The sequence below is a fragment of the Paraburkholderia dioscoreae genome, from assembly GCF_902459535.1.
In the GTDB taxonomy this organism is placed as follows: Bacteria; Pseudomonadota; Gammaproteobacteria; order Burkholderiales; family Burkholderiaceae; genus Paraburkholderia; species Paraburkholderia dioscoreae.
In genome coordinates, this window is record NZ_LR699555.1 from 85754 (window position 1) to 103584 (window position 17831).

The following is a 17831-nucleotide window of genomic DNA, read 5'->3' on the forward strand; positions in this document are numbered from 1 at the left end:
AATGAGACGTTTGCTCCCCCTTCTTTTCATGATTGCGGTGCACTTTGCGTACGCGCAGAGTGCAAGCGATCTGGCAAACGGGACGTCGTTTGCAAAAACCCTCGCCCCTACCTCCCCGTCACAGATCGTGAATCCTTCGGGAGTGTCGAGCGCCTGGGCCGGCCAGACGAGTACGCCCAGCACCGTGCCGGCCGGCCTCGCCGGGTTCTCGAATCCGAATACCGATTCGACACTACTGAGCACGGCACGTAGCGGCAGCCTGGCGGCAATGGGCAATCAGACAATGATCGACTGTGCGAGCTATGTGCCCGGGAGTGACGAGTACAAGAATCAGGACTGTGCGGCTGTCAACTTCCTGAATAACCAGTGTATGCAGGCGACCACTGGCGAGCAGTCCGTGTTAGGCAAGACCGGTACGGCTCACGGCACATCTGCCAATTGCGCGGGCACCTATGGCGCTGGTCAGTCACAGTTCGGGTATGGAAATCAGGTCACGCCTACAGATCCGATGTTCACGGGCACGCTCAATCTCGGCAACACTGCGGGTAACGTGCTCTCACAGACCTGCTCGACCTCCACCGTGGTGACGACACCGGCGCAGTATGCCAATAACACGTGCATCGTCTCGACCGATGAGGAAGACAACGCGTGCTCGCAGTATTTGAATACGACCGTCACCAACACGATCAGCCAGGCGCTTTCCACTCAGAATTGTCCTGATGGCGGCACCTTGCAGGGGAACGTCTGTGTACACACGATCACCTACAATCCGACCATTAGCTGCCCCGACGGTTACATCCAGAACAACGTGAACCAGTGCGTGCAGTACAACCAGTTGCAGGGAACGCCCTATTGCCCGTCAGGCACGACTGCGAATTACACGAACACCGGCACGATGCTGTGCCTTGCGCCACAATTTAGCAATGGTTGCCCGGCTTCCTACGCCGGCATGCCGCTTGAGGCGATTGTTTTCTCGCTAGGGGGCACGTGTCTCGGTGACTACCTGCCGCTGCAGTCGTGCCCGAACGGCTACAGCTGGAACGGGTCTGCCTGCACGCAAACCAACGTCGTCGGCACCACAATGACCTGTCCGAGCGGCGGATCTCTCCAAGGTGCAACATGCGTGTCGTCCAGTACGACCTCGTCGACGACGACCTACAGCTGCCCGAGTGGCCAGACGCTCAATGGAACGGGCTGCATCCAGAAAACTGTCGCTACCAGCTGGACGGACACGTGTGTCACATACGAGAAGAGCGCGGGCGTTTCGCTAGGAGTCCCACAGCAATGAATAACCTCTTCGCGTATGTGAGATTCATGAAGACGGCTGCTGTGTGCATGCTGATCCTGATGTGCGCGGTCGCGTTTCCGCGCCATGCTGAAGCGCAGACCTACGCGGCCGGCGCATGCTCGCAGGTGCCTGGCTCACAGAGCTGCGCCGACGCTACGCCCTGCAAGACTGATTCGAATGGCCAGCAGGTTTGCCTTAGCACTGCGTCGCTGCCGTCAGGCGCATTGCAGGTGCCGTATGCCTGCTGGCAGTATTCGTACCATTACGCCTGCACGGGCACCGTGACGGACACGTGCGCCCAGTACCGGAACAACTCCGCCTGTGGTGTCACGGCGAGCACGTGCGTCGACACGACCCCCGAAACAGGGCAATGCAACGAGTGGCAATACACCTATAAATGCCAGACGCAGGCACAGCAAACCGCGCAGCAGACAAACTGCAGTAGTGGCCTGTTTGACACGTCATCGTTCACGAAACCGCCGAACAACAACGATTCCTTTATTCGCGGTGCGTTAGGGCTGGAGATTGCCGGTGAAGGCCAGACGTATGCCTCCAAGCTGAATGGCATCTTCTCTGGCGTGTCTGAGAGTTGCCGCAAAGGGTACGAGGGAATCCAGAACTGCTGCAAGAGCACGCCCGGTGGATCGACAAATTCCGCAACGATGTCGTTGGCCATCGGTGCGGCAGCCTCGGTAGCGAAGTATGCCGGCGAGAAGGCGATCGACATGGCGTCGCCGTACGTCTTCGACGCCATGTACACCAATGGGCTCTTCACGTCGGCGCTGACGGAAAACTTCACCACCGCGTTTTCGCTGAATGCGGCGGATGGTGGAGGCACCTTGGGGACGAGCCTTGCCACAAACGGGCTCTCGGTCGGCGCGTATGGCTTCACGGTGGGGACAGGGTCGATGTCGGCCGGTCTGTTCGGCGCAAACATGCAGATTGCGTCGTTTGGTTCAAACGGCTACCTTGCCTTTAATCCTTACGTATTTGCAGCGATGGTTGCCATTCAGGTTATCGAGGGTCTTTCCAAGTGCTCGCAGGCGGAGCAGTTGCTTGCACTTCACAAAGGATCTAACCTGAGCACCTATATCGATACGACCTGCGCCAAAAGCGTGCTGGGCAGCTGCGTCCAGTACGTCGAGGAATACTGCTCTTTCAATTCGTTGCTGTCTGAGATCATCAACATTCAGGGCAAGACACAACTGGGGCTTCCGCTCGCCGGATGTGGGGGATTGACGCCGGCGCAGATCAGCGCGATTGACTTTACCAAGATCGACTTCAGCGCATTCACAGACCAGATGGAACAGCAGGCCCTGTCGAACCTGCCTAAAAACATCAGCGGCAATTACCAGCCCATTGAGCAAAGCAAAGGAACGGGCTCGTCACAGTCGGGCACGTCCTCCGTTCTTCCCTCCTATTAACCAACTCGAATACAAGAACATGAACAAGGCCAAAATCATCCTCCGCAAAGTCCTTATGGTGCTTGGCGTCGCCGCGCTGATCGCGTCGCTCGGCTCGTCTGCGCTGCTGTACCTGAACAAGCAAACGCTGGAAAAGCAGAACAAGCTACAGTCCGACAAGCTTACTGCCCTGGACAAGCGTGTCGACGCGCTAAACAAGGCAAGCAGCGACGACAAGGCTGAACTGGCGTCCCTGCGCGATCAGGTAAAACTGCTTCAGCCAGAAAATGCGACGCTGAAAGAAAGCGTTGGGGCGTTCGCAACGCAAGCAGCCGCATGCGACGCGCTCAAGCACACGCTGAATGTCAAGGGCTAAGGAATACGCGATGAAACACAACCGACTCGTCGCCTCAATCGCTTTCGCAATTGCGTCGCTCGGTTCAACCGAGGTGCAGGCCCAGCCCGTCGAGATCGACACGGAGAGCGCGCATATCATCGTCGTGAGACCTGTCGACATGTGGTCGGGCGATACCTCCACGCTGGAATCCACGCTCGATTCGGTTCGCGAGCGACGCGTCTCGTACGACGTGGTTCTGGACGGAACACGGTATCGCGGCAGCCCGCTCCTTCTTCAGGGCGTCAGCGACAATCCCGTAACGCTTGGCGTTGAATCAACACTCAAAGAAAAGGATACGAAGCTCGTCCGCAACGACCCATATCTGTTTCACGTTCTCGACGCGAGCGCATTGAGTCCTGCCGACTACGCGAGCTTCGCCAAAACGCAGGCCGACTATTACGAGAAGTTCGTCTTACGCCAGGGGGACCCTCGCACGCTGCCCGGCAGCGTGCGCCTGCGCAATTTTTTCGGCAATGTACTTTCGCTTGGGTCGCTTCTGATACCGGCGCATGCACTTGGCGCGGCGACCGGCGCACAGGTTATGGCCAACTCAGGCCTTGCCGAAGACATCGGCAATATCCCGCGGCCTGCACGAGCAGCATTGACGCCGACGCCATTGCCGGCTCTGGATCCGGCGACCTACAAGGCGATTGACGTCCGGCGAATCGAATTCAAATCCGACGTTGCCGGCGAGATCGTGATTGCGTACAAGACCGACAAAACCCCGCAGGCAGAGCAGGAAGCATTGATCAAGGCGATCGTCTCGGCAACGGGCGCGGACACAACGCCGGAAGCGATCGAGCAATCGCGTAAGGATGATTTTCAAAAACGCGTCGCCATGTGGGACGCATGTGTAGCTGATGGAAAATGCCAAAAGGAGGCATCTGATGAAAAATGAAAACACCTCTACGGACCTCACGGGCCGCCAGAAGTTTGCCAAGAAGACGAGCTGGATCACGTGGCTAGCATTCGTTGCGATCGGGATCGCAGCCATCGTAAGCTTGACGCAGCACCACTAAACGCGGCCTGCCGCGCGTAAAAGACAAACGGCCCGCAATCGCGGGCCGTCTGTCTTGAAGTACTCGAAAGAGTCGCCGATTACAGCTCCAGGGTCCGCCCTCTGTCCTTGACCTTTTCTGCCTTCGTCTGCTGGTTCCCCGCCTGATCGCGCTGCCTGGTGTGCGACTGCTCGCGCGCCTGTTCCCGGCCGGATGAACGATCCCGTTTCGCGTCGTGGGTGAAGTCGACGGCCGTCGTTTTCTCAACTTCCTGACCGGCATTCCTTCGGAGTGTCGTCAGGTCCGATGTTACGATCTCGGTATTGTCCTTCGCCCGCGACGCGGCGACGTAGGCCGCGAGCCGGTTGAAGACCTTCGCGCCGGTCGCGCTAACGGCAATGATCTCACGATCGTTAGTCGCCCCCTGCTCCTTGTACGAGGTGTGGGCGTACGCATGGTCGATAAAACGAAGGTCGTCGTTTTTCAGGTAGGATTCACGGCCGTCCCGCGACCATCTGACCTTGGCGCCTTGCCCGTCAATCTCCGTAATCACGCCGGCCGTACCGTTCGAAATGCGTTGCAGCTCCTGCTCCGGCAGTCGGATAATGGCGCGCGTTTCGACACGGTCACCGACCGCATATTCACGATCTTCCCGCTTGGCCGGGGAAAAGAAGTCCTGCCGCTGTGGATTGATCGTTATCTCCTGTCCGACTGCGTTCTTGGCGATGATCCGGTTGGCTGTCGCGTCGTAACCCAGCACCGAAAGTACGTCGCCCTTTTCAACGCCGATCTCCCGATACGTCTTGCGGAAGATCAATGTGTCGACCAGCTTCTCACGCAACATCACCGCTTGCGTCTGCTCCGCCTTTGTCAGCTTCGGGTCATCCAGGTGTTCCTTGGTGAACGACGTCGCCGAAATGAGTCCGTTGCTGGCGAGAAGGCTATGAATCTCGCTATTGATCGCCTTCCGGTCGTTGTTCGTGATGGCTACGACGCCCACCTTCGGCTGTTCAAGGCCACGCCCCTTCAGTTCTTCCATGTTGCTGAGATACCGGATCGCCACTGCCTTGGCCAGCTCGTCGTTCTCGACCTCCAGGGTGTCCAGCCTGCCGACCGCCTGCGAATAGCGACCAGCCTTCATATCATGTAACGCCTGCTTGGTTTGGGCAGTCGCCTTGTCGAAACGACGCGTTTCCTCCAGGACCGAAACGTGCATGCCGGAATTCTGTGCCTGCTCGAACGCCTTGCCGGCGGCCACGCTCCCATGCTGTTTGATGTCCCCCTGAAAAACCACGCGCGCGCCGATTTCGCGCGCGAGGTTGGAGATTTTCTCGGTGTCGAACGCGCCCGTTAGCGACGACTCGTCCATCACGATCAGTGTCTTGCGGCCTTCTGCGTTACCAAAGCGCTTGAGGTTGGCCAGCTCGGCCTGCTTCGTCTCGTACTCGCGCCGGAGTTCGCCGCCGCCTCCTTCTTTTTCCAGGTATAGCGTATTGCGCGCCGCAACCGCTTCCACCGTGCCGACCTGTTCGAACGTCATCCAGCGACGCCCCAGTGACTCCGCGGCGTCGACGGCAACGTTCATCGCGCCGGCGACGACACGTCCGGCAAAGGTGTTAGCGCGCTCACTGGGGTCCACGGCGACATCGCGATGGCGGTTGGCCAGATCTGTCAACATTGCGCCGACCGCGTTGCGGAAATCGTCGGGCGATTTGAACACCTCGCCGCGCTGGTGGTCGAACGTGTAACGATGCTCACCGTATTCGATGTCCGCGCCGTCGACTGTGAGCCGGCGTGTCTCAAGCCGGGAAGTGTCTGTTTCCCTGATCTTTGTGTCCGCGCTCATCGCCGCGCGTAGCTCCTCGAGGCGCAGCTCGGTCGCCTTGATCCGCGTGTCGCGCGCGGCAAAGTATCCGGCAACCGTGTCGCTCTTGATTCCGCTGGCCGCCTCCAGTTCCTTTGCCGCGGCCGCCGATGTCGCCACGCCGATGACATTCCAGCCTTTCGCATTCGCAACATCGTTCACCATGGCGAGCGCTGCGGTCTTGCCGGTTCCGGCCTCCCCCTGGATACCTTGAATGGAATCGAGGTGCATCAGCACGTTACGCGCTGCCGTGACCTGCTCCCTGGACAGTTTGAACGGCGCTCCGGTCTCCAACTCCTTCTTCGCTTCGAAAGCTTTGATCGCAGCCTCAAACTCTGCGCGATCAGTCAGAACGACATGGTTCTTCCCCATACCGGCGCGGATGTTCTCGACGAGCCGCATTTCGCTGTCGATCGCCTTGTGCGTGGTATACAGCAACGAGCCGTCGGGGGCGGTGCCGCGTTCGACAATCAGGTGGTTCTTTACATGCTGGGCCACGGCCCAGTCGACGTCATCAATACCGCCGCGGCTGAACTTCACCGCCGTCACCTCGAGATCGGCCAGACTGAATGCCTGCTCGCGCTCAGACATGTGCTCGACCGCCCATGAAACTGCCCGCAGCGCGGCCTTTCGATCCACCTCTTCCACGTCGCGTGCACTGGTCGCGCCCGAACGTTCAGCTGTCTGTTCGCCTGTCTGTTGCTGGCTATTTTCCGGCACCCGGGCACCGTCGATCGAGCGTTCGACGGTTGACTGACCGGACCTCTCACGCGCCGCATTCACGATGCTTTCGATGTTAAATCCAGCGTCACGGCCGGTTTCCTGCCAGATAGCCTGGAGTGCGTCACGCGGCAGCTCATGCTTCGCCGAACGGCTGTCCAGGGCTGCGGTCTGACGCGCATCAAAACTGGCGTCACCAGGTTCGATCCCACGTTTTATCAGCGCTTCCTTGATCTGAGCCTTGCGCGTCGCATACGTCTCTATATGCTCCGCCGTGAAACCCTTGATCTCAAAGTCCACGCCATTGGTCGCATATTCCAGCTCGTAACCTGCCTGCTTCAAACCCTTCGCCAGCTCGGCCTTGTAGATGACGTCGGCCTTTGATCGAAGGTTGAGCATCTGGTCATTCGTGAGGCTGCGCCATTTCTGGTTTTTCTCATCAAAGACTGCCGACACGATTACGTTGTGACTGTGGATCTGCGGCTCATTCTCGCGATTGGTCTCATGCATGACCGTCGCGTAAAGCAGATTCTTGGCGAGGACCGGCTTGTTGCGTCCATTCTCGTCCTTGACGCGAATAACAGCTGCGTGCTTTTCAAGCCAAGCCATCGCGCGCGCGTTGGCTTGCAGATGCGCGGCCACTACGCGATCGTCCTTGCCGACAAGTCCAGCGATGGAAACGCTCTTTGACGGCGCAATCGTGAAGTCCATGCCCGCCCGTCGATCCTCGCCCTTGCTGTTGTCCGCCAGATCCTGAAGTTCGCCTGTTACCGGGTTGACCAGCTTGCCGTTCAGAAAATTGACGAAATGCTCCCGCTCGACCTCCTTACCTTTGATACCAAGCAGTTCAGCTCCACGCCCTTCCCAATGCGCAGACGCCTTCTCGTTCACGTAATAATTGTCTGCTTTCTGGCCCGCGTCCTGAGTGAAGGATTTATCGTGATAGCGCGCGGCGTTCCCTACTCCAGACCCGGAAATGTGCGTCATCGAAATCATTTGACGTCTCCCGCAGCGGCCGAAATCGCTTCCGCCGTGAAGCCGGTTTCACCGGCCTCCAGCGTCAGGGGAATCCGAACCTCCTCGTCCGTCAGATTGCTCCCATGCGCGTATTGCGTAGGACCAAGCACCACCGTGCGATTGATCCGGTCACCCGATTTCATGAAAATGCGCAGACTCGGATACACCTGAGTCGGTGCGCTGCTGGCCAATTTAATGCCGACCGTTGCACTGTTGCCGCTGTGAGAAACGACGGCCAACTTGGTGACCCTGACCTGCGCAATACTGGCGCTCTCGTCAACAAACTTGACCTCCCGCACCGATCCTAAATCGGAATCAAGCAGAGTCGGCTGACCGGCATCAGCGGACGAAACCCACTCTGAGCCGATGGTCCAGATCTCATGGGACAGGAAGCAGAACACTGCAACCAGCAGACCGCCGGTAATCACCAGCCATTTGATAAATAGCGATTTCATTGAAAAAGCCCCCCCTCATCCGCTGACGCCTTTTCTGTCCGTTTTCCCCGGCCGGACGAATTCCCGCCCTCAAAGCCGTAGGTCTCTTCAAGCTCGCCGGTCTCCATGTCCTTCACGACCCAGATGCCGTCCCGTTCGATGGCTTCTTTCGCCTCAGCTGCGCGGGCAGCGTCGGCCCGCTTTTCCTCCTCTGCGAGCCGTGCGGCCTCCGCGCGCTGCAGCTCGGCTTCGGCCCGCACGCTCGCAAGCGCATCCTGACCCTCGGCGCGGACCACCCGGAATTTCTCGTCACGCGGGGGCGTCGGCTGGATTGCCTTGAAACGAGCGACGCGCGGCCAGGGTCGATACCACCGCGGCAACCAGTTCCGGTAATCCACGAATGTTGCGGGATAGTCCCCGGGCAGGCGGATATAGGCCGTGCAGTTCTTCATTTGCCCGATTTTCGCCGGGTGCACCAGCCATTTTTCCTGTTCGTTCTGATTCAGCGTACCGCCGTCCCGCCAATCAGTTACGGCAAGCGCCTGACCGTTTCCAACGACCGCCATATCCCGTTTCCCAAGCCGGTCAGCCATGCGTTTGGCCGTGTTCGGCTCGTTGGCACGCAGCATGACGACCGTGTTAAAGCAGTTGAGGACGGTTTCCCCGCGATCCTGACCCATGGACGTAACGAGCTGTTTATCACTCTGTATCCCCGCTGCGACGCAAACACCATACTTCCGCAGCTCTGCCTGTACTTCGTCAAGCTTGATATCGCCCAGCTTGGCGACCTCGTCGAGGAAATAGAAATACTTGTCCTCGTGCACGATCTCCTGCTTGGCGGCGATCACTGCGAAGGAGACGGTCAGCAATAAGCGATACAGCGGCGTGAACATCGCCTCGGTGTCGTCCGTGCTGAGAATAAAGAAACGCGCATCGTCATCAGCGTCGATAAAATCCCGAATAGACCACGTACCCTCCTGGACGGCAGCAATGCCATCAAGGTAAATCGCAATCGAACTGATAACGCCTTGACGCTGCCCCTTCGAGTCCCCGCCGACCGCAGAGCTTGCAACCGATTTCTTGATCAGCAAGTCCATTTCGTCGTCGGGCATATCCAGAAACGCGTCCGCAATGAGGCGGGTATGCTGCGCGCCGCGTTGCGCGAGACGCAGAAGAATCACAGAGAACAGCGCACGCGCCGCGTCCTCGAAGAATGCGCTTGCCCCGTGCACGACGCCGGCCTTCGGCGGCAGAAATGCCTGCGCCAGCGTATTTGCATCGTAGGCGTAGACAAGCTCAGCAAAGATCGACCACGGCACCGACCCGAGCAACGCCGGATTGAAAAAATGGTCCTTTCCTGGGCGATAGTACGCGCGGAAGTACTCGCCGCTTGGGTCATAGATCACGCACTTCCGCTTGCGCGCGAATGCCTGCAACATCAGGTCATGCATCCCGAGCGACTTCCCGGTGCCCTGCGCACCCTGAAACAGAACCCCCTGCATCAGGGCGCTGCGCGGTAACGCGACATCCAGAACCCGGTAAGAACCCGGCTCCTCCTTGCGCACCAGTGCCGAAAGCTCTTTTGGCTCAACCAGATCCTTCGCGCCGTCGATGCGCTTATTCTCGCGAGCGTTCTTCCCGACCCGACTCAGGGACCACCAGATCGACATATAACCCAGAACTGCCGTCACCAGACTAGCCAGCACAACGTAGCCGAAAACCGTAATCGGACGTGAAAGCGACTGCGTGACACTCCGAAATTGTGCTGGGGTTAGCAACTGAACTTCACTGCCGTCCGCTCGCACAACCGTCAACACCTTCCTCACGCCCGCCTCGTCCCGGATTTTCCATTTCCGTGGCGTCGTATCGCTGACCATGTGAGAGACGATATTCTCCTTGACCAGGTCTACGTCCTTCGGTGAAAGGCAGCTAAGCCAGAGAACCAGAGGAACAAGCAAGCCCGGCAGTGCACCAGCCCACAACGCCATGGAAACCGCATGCAACGTCAGCTTCATCCGGGTAAGGAATAGCGCCCGGCCCGCTCCCGCGTCGGAAATGACTTTATCTTTCACTTGGGGTCTCCCACGATCTGCGAAGGCAATGCACGCTCGTCCACTAACCGGTATTCGGCTATTTCTGGAGGAAGTAAGGCCAGCAGGGAATCAGCACGCGCGCCGAAGCTATCGCGCCAGCTGCGATCTGGCATGCGAATGAAATCGCACACTCTGACCGCGCCGGCTCCGTCAATGAACAGTACGTCGCAGGCCTCCGCATCAGCCAAACCGGCACGCTTGTACTCATAGTGCAGAACCGTCGATTTCTGATCAGGCGAGGCGTAGACGGCGCAGTGGACGGCATACTCTCCGGCCTTCAACTGCCCCGCGTTGTTGACTGACTGCACTTCAATTGGAAGGAACATTGTCGCCTCCCGGCCTGAAGGTGCCTTTGTCGTACGTCGAACTGATGTTATGGCCAAGTCTCACGGCCTCCGCGATGTGAGTCCGCATTTGCGCCTTGATTGCGTCATCCAGCGTTCCGCCAACTCCAGGCGGAAGTGCCGCTGACACCACGGCGCTTGCGGCGAGAACATTGGATTTCGTAACCAGATTAATCAATGCCTCGACGCGATCTAGCAGCGCGTCATTCCGCCGGTCAAATTGCGCAATACCATCCAGGATAAACATATGCGCGAGCGCTGATTTAGTCATTCCCTTCGAGCGAGCAAGCGCCGTGAATTGCTCGTTACTGTCGTCATCCAGACGAGTGGCGACCACGTTTTCTCGCATTGAGCCCCCGATGCAAAGTGAGATGTTTTGCCTACCAGCGTAAACAATTGTTAACGCTGCACTACTAACTGATTCTATTGAACTTTTCTTTTCTTCTTGTCTGCTTTTGGTCTTTGTCTTTATAGGTACGTGTTAACGCAAATTATACCGTTAAAACATGCGCTTGCGATGGTTTTGACGTGTTCACGTTACGTGAGTAATGTGTGTGCTCTTGGTTGGGGCGGCTTTGACTTTTCCACTGCCGCTCGAATAGGAGAAAAGGCGAGGACGGCCCCCGTAGGGAAATTCCGGGAATTGCAATTTTCGCGTGAAAAAGCCATGATGCTTCGGCGCACGGAGACCGGAATTTCCCAACTCCACTGTCACTATAGGAGAACTCAAATGACCACACAATCTGAACAAACGAAGAAGCCCCGCGGCCGCCGACCGGCAGTGTCTATCAGTGAGAGAATCGCCGAAGCTGAGAGGAACCTCGCAACACTGAAAGAACAGGCGCGGCGTGAAGAAAAGGAAAACCTTGAAAAGAACCGAAAGGCGATTTCCGATCTGTTCAAAGCTGAGCGTCTCGATACAGTTGATGTCGAGCAGTGGCGAAAAGTCTTGCCGAAGTTGAAAGCGCTTGTCGGTATGGCCGCGTCGAGTGCAAGCGAGTCGCCGGCCGCCGATAAAGGCGCGTCTGTTCAACAGCAGCCCGCAGCCCAAGCGGCATAGCAGTTTCCACAAATCCACGGCACCGCACGGACGGCCGCGATTCTCCCTGAATCGCAAGAGCCGGACGCCGCGAGAGTTGTCCACAACGCTGTTTGTTGTGGACAACTCGGCAAAGCGGGGTGCGGTGGGGCTTGTGGTAAGTGCGGGACGTCCAGTAGCGACAGCCCGAGCGGTCCACTAACCGCGCCCGGTCGTTTAGGGAATGGCGAGAGCCATGACCGTAACGGCCGGGCGCGGTTTCCATTTCACCATCGCGAAGCGCGGCGACAGCGGAGCCGGAGCGAAGTCACACTAAATCTCGCTTCCGGACTGGTACAGCCGGAAGCTGGAGTGCGGCTTTTCGGCTCGGCCTCGACAGACCATGCATGACGGGAATATCACGCATGCGTGGCGGGGAGTGTTTCGTCGGGGTTGGTAGGAGATGGAGCGCAAGGCGCTCCTGAGCGTGGAAACGCGAGTGCCGGGCATTGCATCGCAATGCGGCGCGCAGCGGCTACTCGTGCGGTAGATCTGGCGAGCGGCGCGCAAGCGCCGGGAGGCAGATCGGACGAACCTATTTTGAGCAATGCATTGCTCAAAATCGCGAGTGCTGAAGCGGCGTGTGCCGGGTGGCTTTGGAGCGAAGCGCAGAAGCCACCCGGCACACGCCGCGGTCCGATGGTCACACCTATCGCGGTGATCGGGTTGGCACCCTGTCGGCTCAGGGTCGCCTGCTGCGCTCGGCGCACGGCAAGTCAGAGCGCCGTGATTTTTTCGCATGCGCAATTTCTGGCCGCCTGACGATGCGGCTAGAACGGCATCTTGGCAATTGCTTCGTCGGCCAGTCGATCCAGCAGTCCGTCAGTCTGTCCGACTTCAAAAGCGGATTTAAGCACTGGTTCCCGCCTGATAAAGTCGGTCGCCCTATCCCCTCGATGACCGCTCTCATAGGCTAGAGCCTGAGCGTCGTACAGGTGCTCGTTGCCTAAGCTGCACCTGAAACGCGCAAGCTCCGTGCGGGCAAGTAATTGCAGATCGAACGCGCTTGACATAGACCTTTCTCCGGGGGCAAATGTATTCACCACGGACCGGCACCCCGCCGGTCCTTGCGCGAGGTCATACCGTAACTGCATCTCGCGCATAGCTGGACATCGGGTAACTTCCGAATCCATCGCTCCACGCCTGGATCAGTTCCGCGACATCCGAGACCAGTTCCGGCATCATGGCATCTGGTTCGGAGAGCGTCCCCAGGTGATAGGCAAGCGCGGACGCTTCGTCGGCGTAATCCGTTGCCTTTAAGCAAGCCTTCCCTTCGCTGGCGGTCAGCGCAATCGAAGAATTCGCCCACGCAACCCGCGCAGCGAGTGCAAGTGAAAATGCACTGTTGCGCTCAGTCGGTGCCATCTTCGAAAGTGCACGGCGAAGCGCAAGGAAGCTGATTAACTGCTGCAGGCGCTGAGCCCTGGCCTTTGTGTTAGCGCGTGCTTCCTCGCCTCCTGGAAAGCGCTCCTCGTCCTCGCTGTAGCACGAATTTTGCCAGTCGCGATAGCCTTCAATGATGCCCCGAACGATCAAGGGGCGATCGGTTACGCTTGCAAGGTCGAGCGTTGACCAAGCTCCCTGTAGGTTTTCTGCCCCAACGAGTGCGGAGGTGTACTCGGCGAGGCGCGACCCTGCGACGCGCGCCGCGTAGCGCTGATCCCACGCATCCCGGCATCCAGCCGACTTCGCCAATTCGGCAAGGAACGCCCCGCGCGCCCGAAGCACAGAAATCGGATAAATCGTCGCATTCACATGCTTCGAGTTCCGGTGATAGTGGATCGCGGTGTAGTCAGGCAACGACTCGTCGAGACTGCAAACGTATTCCGCACTGCGCAGCAGTTCCGCTGCGCTAGGGTTGAGCATGTTCAGTGTCCAATGCGCGGATCGTTTGTCGGCGCGATGCAACGCTGAAGGGGATTCGATACGGCTCATGTCGGTCTCCAGTTGGTCCGGTTTGGGTCGGCGCTGTCCGGTTTCGCCAGCGCCGCGCTGTTGCTTAGAGGGGCATCGTGGACCAGGTGCCGGGGGTGTGACGGTAGAGCGTCACGCGCTTTTTCACGCCATCAACCAGCGCTTCCAGACGCACGGCGCGCACGTCATCCTCCGGGCGGCGCCACGTGTGCAGCACGTGGAACGTCGCGGAAATATCTGCACCGAGAAGGTGAGCGGCGATGCGGCGGAGAAGGGTATTTTTCATGGTCATCGTGCGTTACTAAATCGTGTTGTTGCGCCCAATTAGCGGGGCGCGCACGCTGTCAGAGGTGGGCGATCGAGCGGATCATCTTGACCGGCTGAGAGAGCCGCATGGTTCTAGCGAGACCTGTCCGGCGCACGACGCGCTGTGCGTGGCCTTCGTCGCGCACCGGTCGGAAGACCCAGCGTCCGCTCATGTATTCAATGCGGACCGCGAGACCATTTTTCGGGGCACTGCGATGCTGATTGATGCGCGTTGCATTGGCGTCCTGCCGGGGCCATTCGCGCAGCATTCGCGCGTAGCGGGTGGTATTCAGGACTCTCCCGCGAAGGGTCCGGCACCGGGTATGCCGCTTTTCGGTCAAGAGCATCAGTTTCTCCAGTTTGGTGTTTAGCTGACCGGGACCCAAGATTCCGAGTCCCTTCGTAGGGGTGGTTTTTGCCCGATCGGCAGCTGCTACCGTGCTGCCGCCAGTCCCCTTAGTTCGTCGTCCCGCGACAAAAGGAGGCTGCCGCGCGAAGGCGTCAAGGCGAAAAGAGAGGGAGTGGTGCGGCCCGCAGCCCGCAGGGCGAGGACTCGGTCCCGAACGGGCCTTGACGACGTAGCGCGGTGGCCTACTGTCGCGAACAAGGACGACGAACTAAGGGGGCTGGCCCGCGGTGGCCGGATTCCGCGCGAGGGTAACAACGCCGCGCGGCGAGCGCCCTTCATGCGAACGAAGTTCGCATCACTCCAGGGCATTGGATGTCCAGAAGGGACGCAGTCCCTTTTGGTCGGCGTCAGCCGAAAGGCAAGCGCTGAAAGCCCGAAGGGTCGAGACCCGCCAGGGGCTCGATGCGCAGCTCGCAACGCGAGCGGAGCACGCCATAGCGGTTTCCGGGCATCGCCCGGAAATGCCCCTCGACTCTTCGTTTGTGCATTTGCTCTTGATGCGTATGGTGTCGGCGGCACGCTTGCGGAAGCCATAGACCTTGACGCCAATTCCGCGTGATTCAAGAGCGATCGACCGACAGCTACCAGCGGAAAACCGACGAGTACGCGCACCTGGTTGTTGCGGCCGCGGGCCGCAACAAGGTCGAATTTGTCGGGCCGTCGAACTGGCGATCGCGCTTAAAACGGAAACGGCGATGGGCAACGGCTGCTACAGGGAGCCTGGAGCCAGGCAATTGCGTGCAATACAGGTGTCGACGCCTAGCCGCGCGCCAGGTCCAATTCACGCTGTATCCGCCAGGGTTGACGACGACGCGGGACCCGCCGTCATCCCGCGTCAGCGGGTTGCGTTCCATTCATGCCGCTTGCGGCACTGTTGGGTGGCCAGCGCCGGGGCGAAGCCCCTAGAGCGTACCTTCTCTGATTCCGGAGCGGGACGCTTGCACGTAGCGTGACAGGCAAACGCCTGGCGCGCTGCGTGCCCCGGTCCGGCTGGATACGACCGCCATCGAAATTGCTGCTGCAAGGAAAAAGGCCCGCATGGCGGACCTTCGCTCCTAGACTTCTGTCCCGCCTATCCAAACGCTGCCAAGATACGCATCAGCGCCGCCACTTTGCGCGACGTGCTGGATAGTTGCCCTGCTATCGACCAGTGCGAACAGCGCCTCATGTGTCCACGTGTCCTGCGGCGCGACTTCAGCCAGGACCGCGCCGCTCAGGTCTTTGAGCAAAAATACTGCTCGTTCGTTTCCGGCCAACAAGTCAGGTTCCCCTGCTTTGGCCGCCTTGGCGATCAATTTGATGCCGGATCGGCTGGCGTAGACCTTAGCCGCCAGGACTGCGCTGTCTGTTGCGTCCGGCTGGTCAAGGACCGATTTAACGGTGCCGACAGCAGAGCATGCGACGCATGCGCCGCCGTTTTCATTGCGCAGGGACTGCACGCTATCTGCCCGGTACGTCGCGGTGCACCGCGCGCAGCGGAAGAGTTCCGCAGGCGCGACGCCTGCGAGCGGCGCTCCGGTAAGCGAGTCGTGCAACTGTTCCGGATCGAAGACGGGATTGAATCTCATGATTGCCTCAATAACCAAGCCAGTCGAGAACTTCCTTACCAAGGTATTCCGCGCGGTCGCCGACCTCCGCAAGAAAAGCCTTAAACCCGCCCTCGCAGTCGTGTTTGGCTATTTCGGCTTCGGCTTCTGCGCGCGTAATAGTGCCTTCGCACGCGTCCTCGTAGGTGTAGAAAGTCATGGGCGAGTGGCCTCAAAAGAAGTTCGTATATAGGCGATGCACGAAAGCCCGCGCGGCAAGCTCATACACCGAGAGTCGCAACCGCCACGCAGGCGCATTCCGATGGAAAAGCAGAGCATGTCGAGCCTCGCGCGTAATTCCCCTTTCGCGCGCAAGGCTGTTCAATGCGTGTGCAGCGATCCGCTCGGGAACACTGGATGCAGTGAATTCGGCGTCGAACTGCGCAGGCGTCAGAGCGATGACGCAAACACCACTCTCACCAACGGCCAGTACCTCCGTGGTCTTTGCTGCGTATTGACTCCAACCAAAGGACAGCCGGAACGCCGGGTTCTGCTGTGAGTCAAGGTATACGCCCGTTTCGGAGAAATTAGCCTGGCTCGTTGCGGGCTGCGGCCTGTCTTCCTCAGCGGTTGCGCTGGGCGTCGGGTTCGGTGCGCTCATGGCGTTAATGACTCGGCCCCGGGTGCGAATCAGTTGGCCGGTCTCCGCTTCACGGTAATGGGTGAGAGCCAGAGTATACGGGCGGCCAGCCCGGTCCTTGTCAGAAATGGTTTCGTGTTGCAAGGTGCAGGCGATTTTCATATTCGGACTCTCTCAGGCTTTGTGGTTGCCGAGTGCGGCGGTGAATGCGGCTGCTTGTTTGGGCGTGAACGTCGAGGCGTCGATTTCGGACTTGCGGCCGATAATCATCAATGCGTAGACGTCGGCGAGCGCGCGGGCCTCCGCGCACAGAATGGGGCACTCATTCCCGCCCTCCGGCGCGGGACAGCGCGCGCGCCAGATGTTGATCGCGCGCTCGATCTGCTCAATGGCGACTTGCGGCATGTCAGGCTCCAGTTGGTCGTTCTGCAGGGTTTGGTCAATCGCTGCTCCGGCCGTCTCGCGGCCAAAGCAAAGCTTGGGTTTCGCGAACCACTTCTATTCGTGCCGCCCGCACGGACAGCACCACGGATCAATGCCAGTAAGGGAGCATCCCCCTGACGCCGCGATCTCCTGTTGCATCTCCTCGCGCTCCTCTGGCGTCGCGTATCCGCTCCCCTTCGCCAGTTCCAGGGCGACAGTCCGAAATGGTGATTCGAGTTCATCGAGCAAGCCATCCACAGAGTCTGAAAACCGGCTAGTGAACAATTCGTACGATTGGCCGCAGCCTCGGTTCGCCTCTGCGGCCATCGCATCAAGCTCCGCCGCGATACCCTCCTGCGTGCGCAACTTCCTGCGCCGTCCGCGAACTGCCTCAAATGCATCCATGAACGCATCACGAAGCGGCTGGACGTCGGCCAAAAGTGCGGGACACGACATGTCCTCGTCGTCCCAGCCACCCGCCTTCCCGCCGCGCCTGGCGTAGTCAAGCGCCCGGCGCAATTCCGTTGCTGCTGTCTTGTCATCGCCTGCGACCACGCTGACGCGGTGCAGCGCCCAGTGAGTGCGGGCTTTGAGGGAATTAGCGAAGGTGCTCATCTGTTTATCTCCTTAGAGCGGCATCGGGGACCAGCTGCCCGGCGCGTGGCGGTACAGGGTCACGCGCTTTGTCACGCCATCAACCAGCGTTTCGAGGCGCACGGCGCGCACGTCATCTTCTTCACGTCGCCACGTATGCAGCACGCTGATCTGTGCGGTTTCCTCGCAACCGAGAAAGTGAGCGGCGATGCGGCGAAGAAGATTGAATTTCATGTGCGTTCCTTTTGGTGTTAAGGGTTTCAGGCTGACCGGGACCCAAGATTCCGAGTCCCTTCGTAGGGGTGGTTTTTGCCCGATCGGCAGCTGCTACCGTGCTGCCGCCAGTCCCCTTAGTTCGTCGTCCCGCGACAAAAGGAGGCTGC

General features: G+C 59.3%; 20 protein-coding genes. 5 read left to right on the forward strand and 15 right to left on the reverse strand.

The genetic code is table 11. The annotated features are described in order from the left end of the window. Window position 1: 1 nt before the first annotated feature. Genes PDMSB3_RS36275 through PDMSB3_RS36290 form a run of 4 tightly spaced genes read left to right on the forward strand, consistent with a single transcriptional unit; the run spans window position 2 to window position 3986 of the window. Window positions 2-1288: a hypothetical protein gene (locus PDMSB3_RS36275; RefSeq protein ID WP_165189908.1), complete on the forward strand. Its 1287-nt coding sequence runs from the start codon at window positions 2-4 to the stop codon at window positions 1286-1288. Continuing rightward, window positions 1285-2712 carry a conjugal transfer protein TraN gene (gene traN, locus PDMSB3_RS36280; RefSeq protein ID WP_232064453.1) on the forward strand — a complete coding sequence of 476 codons (1428 nt, stop codon included), beginning with the start codon at window positions 1285-1287 and terminating at the stop codon, window positions 2710-2712. Before PDMSB3_RS36275 ends, traN begins: the two co-directional genes overlap by 4 nt. Before the next feature lie 19 nt (window positions 2713-2731). Further along, window positions 2732-3067, forward strand: a complete 336-nt coding sequence (locus PDMSB3_RS36285; protein ID WP_165189910.1) for a hypothetical protein — start codon at window positions 2732-2734, stop codon at window positions 3065-3067. Between the two features lie 10 nt (window positions 3068-3077). Further along, window positions 3078-3986, forward strand: coding sequence for a hypothetical protein (locus PDMSB3_RS36290; protein ID WP_165189912.1), 909 nt, complete (start codon window positions 3078-3080; stop codon window positions 3984-3986). A 200-nt stretch (window positions 3987-4186) separates the two neighbouring features. Here PDMSB3_RS36290 and mobF read toward each other — a convergent pair whose 3' ends face one another. Genes mobF through PDMSB3_RS36315 form a run of 5 tightly spaced genes read right to left on the reverse strand, consistent with a single transcriptional unit; the run spans window position 4187 to window position 10907 of the window. Beyond that, window positions 4187-7666, reverse strand: coding sequence for a MobF family relaxase (gene mobF / locus PDMSB3_RS36295; RefSeq protein WP_232064454.1), 3480 nt, complete (start codon window positions 7664-7666; stop codon window positions 4187-4189). Beyond that, window positions 7663-8142 carry a hypothetical protein gene (locus tag PDMSB3_RS36300; protein WP_165189914.1) on the reverse strand — a complete coding sequence of 160 codons (480 nt, stop codon included), beginning with the start codon at window positions 8140-8142 and terminating at the stop codon, window positions 7663-7665. The genes mobF and PDMSB3_RS36300 overlap by 4 nt, the downstream gene beginning before the upstream one ends. Beyond that, window positions 8139-10193, reverse strand: coding sequence for a type IV secretion system DNA-binding domain-containing protein (locus tag PDMSB3_RS36305; protein WP_165189916.1), 2055 nt, complete (start codon window positions 10191-10193; stop codon window positions 8139-8141). The genes PDMSB3_RS36300 and PDMSB3_RS36305 overlap by 4 nt, the downstream gene beginning before the upstream one ends. Next, window positions 10190-10540 carry a hypothetical protein gene (locus PDMSB3_RS36310; RefSeq protein ID WP_165189918.1) on the reverse strand — a complete coding sequence of 117 codons (351 nt, stop codon included), beginning with the start codon at window positions 10538-10540 and terminating at the stop codon, window positions 10190-10192. Before PDMSB3_RS36310 ends, PDMSB3_RS36305 begins: the two co-directional genes overlap by 4 nt. Further along, window positions 10524-10907 carry a hypothetical protein gene (locus PDMSB3_RS36315; protein ID WP_165189920.1) on the reverse strand — a complete coding sequence of 128 codons (384 nt, stop codon included), beginning with the start codon at window positions 10905-10907 and terminating at the stop codon, window positions 10524-10526. Before PDMSB3_RS36315 ends, PDMSB3_RS36310 begins: the two co-directional genes overlap by 17 nt. Window positions 10908-11288: 381 nt before the next feature. Here PDMSB3_RS36315 and PDMSB3_RS36320 point away from each other — a divergent pair, with 381 nt between their 5' ends. Continuing rightward, entirely contained in the window at window positions 11289-11618 is a 330-nt protein-coding gene (locus PDMSB3_RS36320) for a hypothetical protein (RefSeq protein WP_165189922.1), read from the forward strand. 788 nt (window positions 11619-12406) lie between these two features. Here PDMSB3_RS36320 and PDMSB3_RS36325 read toward each other — a convergent pair. The 10 genes from PDMSB3_RS36325 to PDMSB3_RS36370 all read right to left on the reverse strand — a co-directional run bounded on the left by PDMSB3_RS36325 (window position 12407) and on the right by PDMSB3_RS36370 (window position 17682). Then, window positions 12407-12649 (reverse strand): hypothetical protein, encoded by a 243-nt coding sequence (locus PDMSB3_RS36325; RefSeq protein ID WP_165189924.1) that lies wholly within the window; start codon window positions 12647-12649, stop codon window positions 12407-12409. A gap of 64 nt (window positions 12650-12713) precedes the next feature. Next, window positions 12714-13571: a hypothetical protein gene (locus tag PDMSB3_RS36330; protein WP_165189926.1), complete on the reverse strand. Its 858-nt coding sequence runs from the start codon at window positions 13569-13571 to the stop codon at window positions 12714-12716. A 64-nt stretch (window positions 13572-13635) separates the two neighbouring features. After that, a complete protein-coding gene (locus PDMSB3_RS36335; RefSeq protein WP_165189928.1) occupies window positions 13636-13836 on the reverse strand; it encodes a hypothetical protein in 201 nt (66 codons plus the stop codon). A gap of 58 nt (window positions 13837-13894) precedes the next feature. Further along, complete coding sequence (locus PDMSB3_RS36340) at window positions 13895-14203, reverse strand: hypothetical protein (protein ID WP_232064455.1); 309 nt, start codon at window positions 14201-14203, stop codon at window positions 13895-13897. 1117 nt (window positions 14204-15320) lie between these two features. Next, window positions 15321-15833 (reverse strand): hypothetical protein, encoded by a 513-nt coding sequence (locus tag PDMSB3_RS36345; protein ID WP_165189932.1) that lies wholly within the window; start codon window positions 15831-15833, stop codon window positions 15321-15323. 7 nt (window positions 15834-15840) lie between these two features. Continuing rightward, entirely contained in the window at window positions 15841-16011 is a 171-nt protein-coding gene (locus PDMSB3_RS36350) for a hypothetical protein (RefSeq protein WP_165189934.1), read from the reverse strand. Between the two features lie 12 nt (window positions 16012-16023). Beyond that, a complete protein-coding gene (locus tag PDMSB3_RS36355; protein WP_165189936.1) occupies window positions 16024-16593 on the reverse strand; it encodes a hypothetical protein in 570 nt (189 codons plus the stop codon). A gap of 12 nt (window positions 16594-16605) precedes the next feature. After that, window positions 16606-16836 carry a DUF3717 domain-containing protein gene (locus tag PDMSB3_RS36360; protein ID WP_165189938.1) on the reverse strand — a complete coding sequence of 77 codons (231 nt, stop codon included), beginning with the start codon at window positions 16834-16836 and terminating at the stop codon, window positions 16606-16608. A gap of 93 nt (window positions 16837-16929) precedes the next feature. After that, complete coding sequence (locus PDMSB3_RS36365) at window positions 16930-17469, reverse strand: hypothetical protein (RefSeq protein WP_165189940.1); 540 nt, start codon at window positions 17467-17469, stop codon at window positions 16930-16932. A gap of 12 nt (window positions 17470-17481) precedes the next feature. After that, a complete protein-coding gene (locus PDMSB3_RS36370) occupies window positions 17482-17682 on the reverse strand; it encodes a hypothetical protein (protein ID WP_165189942.1) in 201 nt (66 codons plus the stop codon). Window positions 17683-17831: the final 149 nt, after the last annotated feature.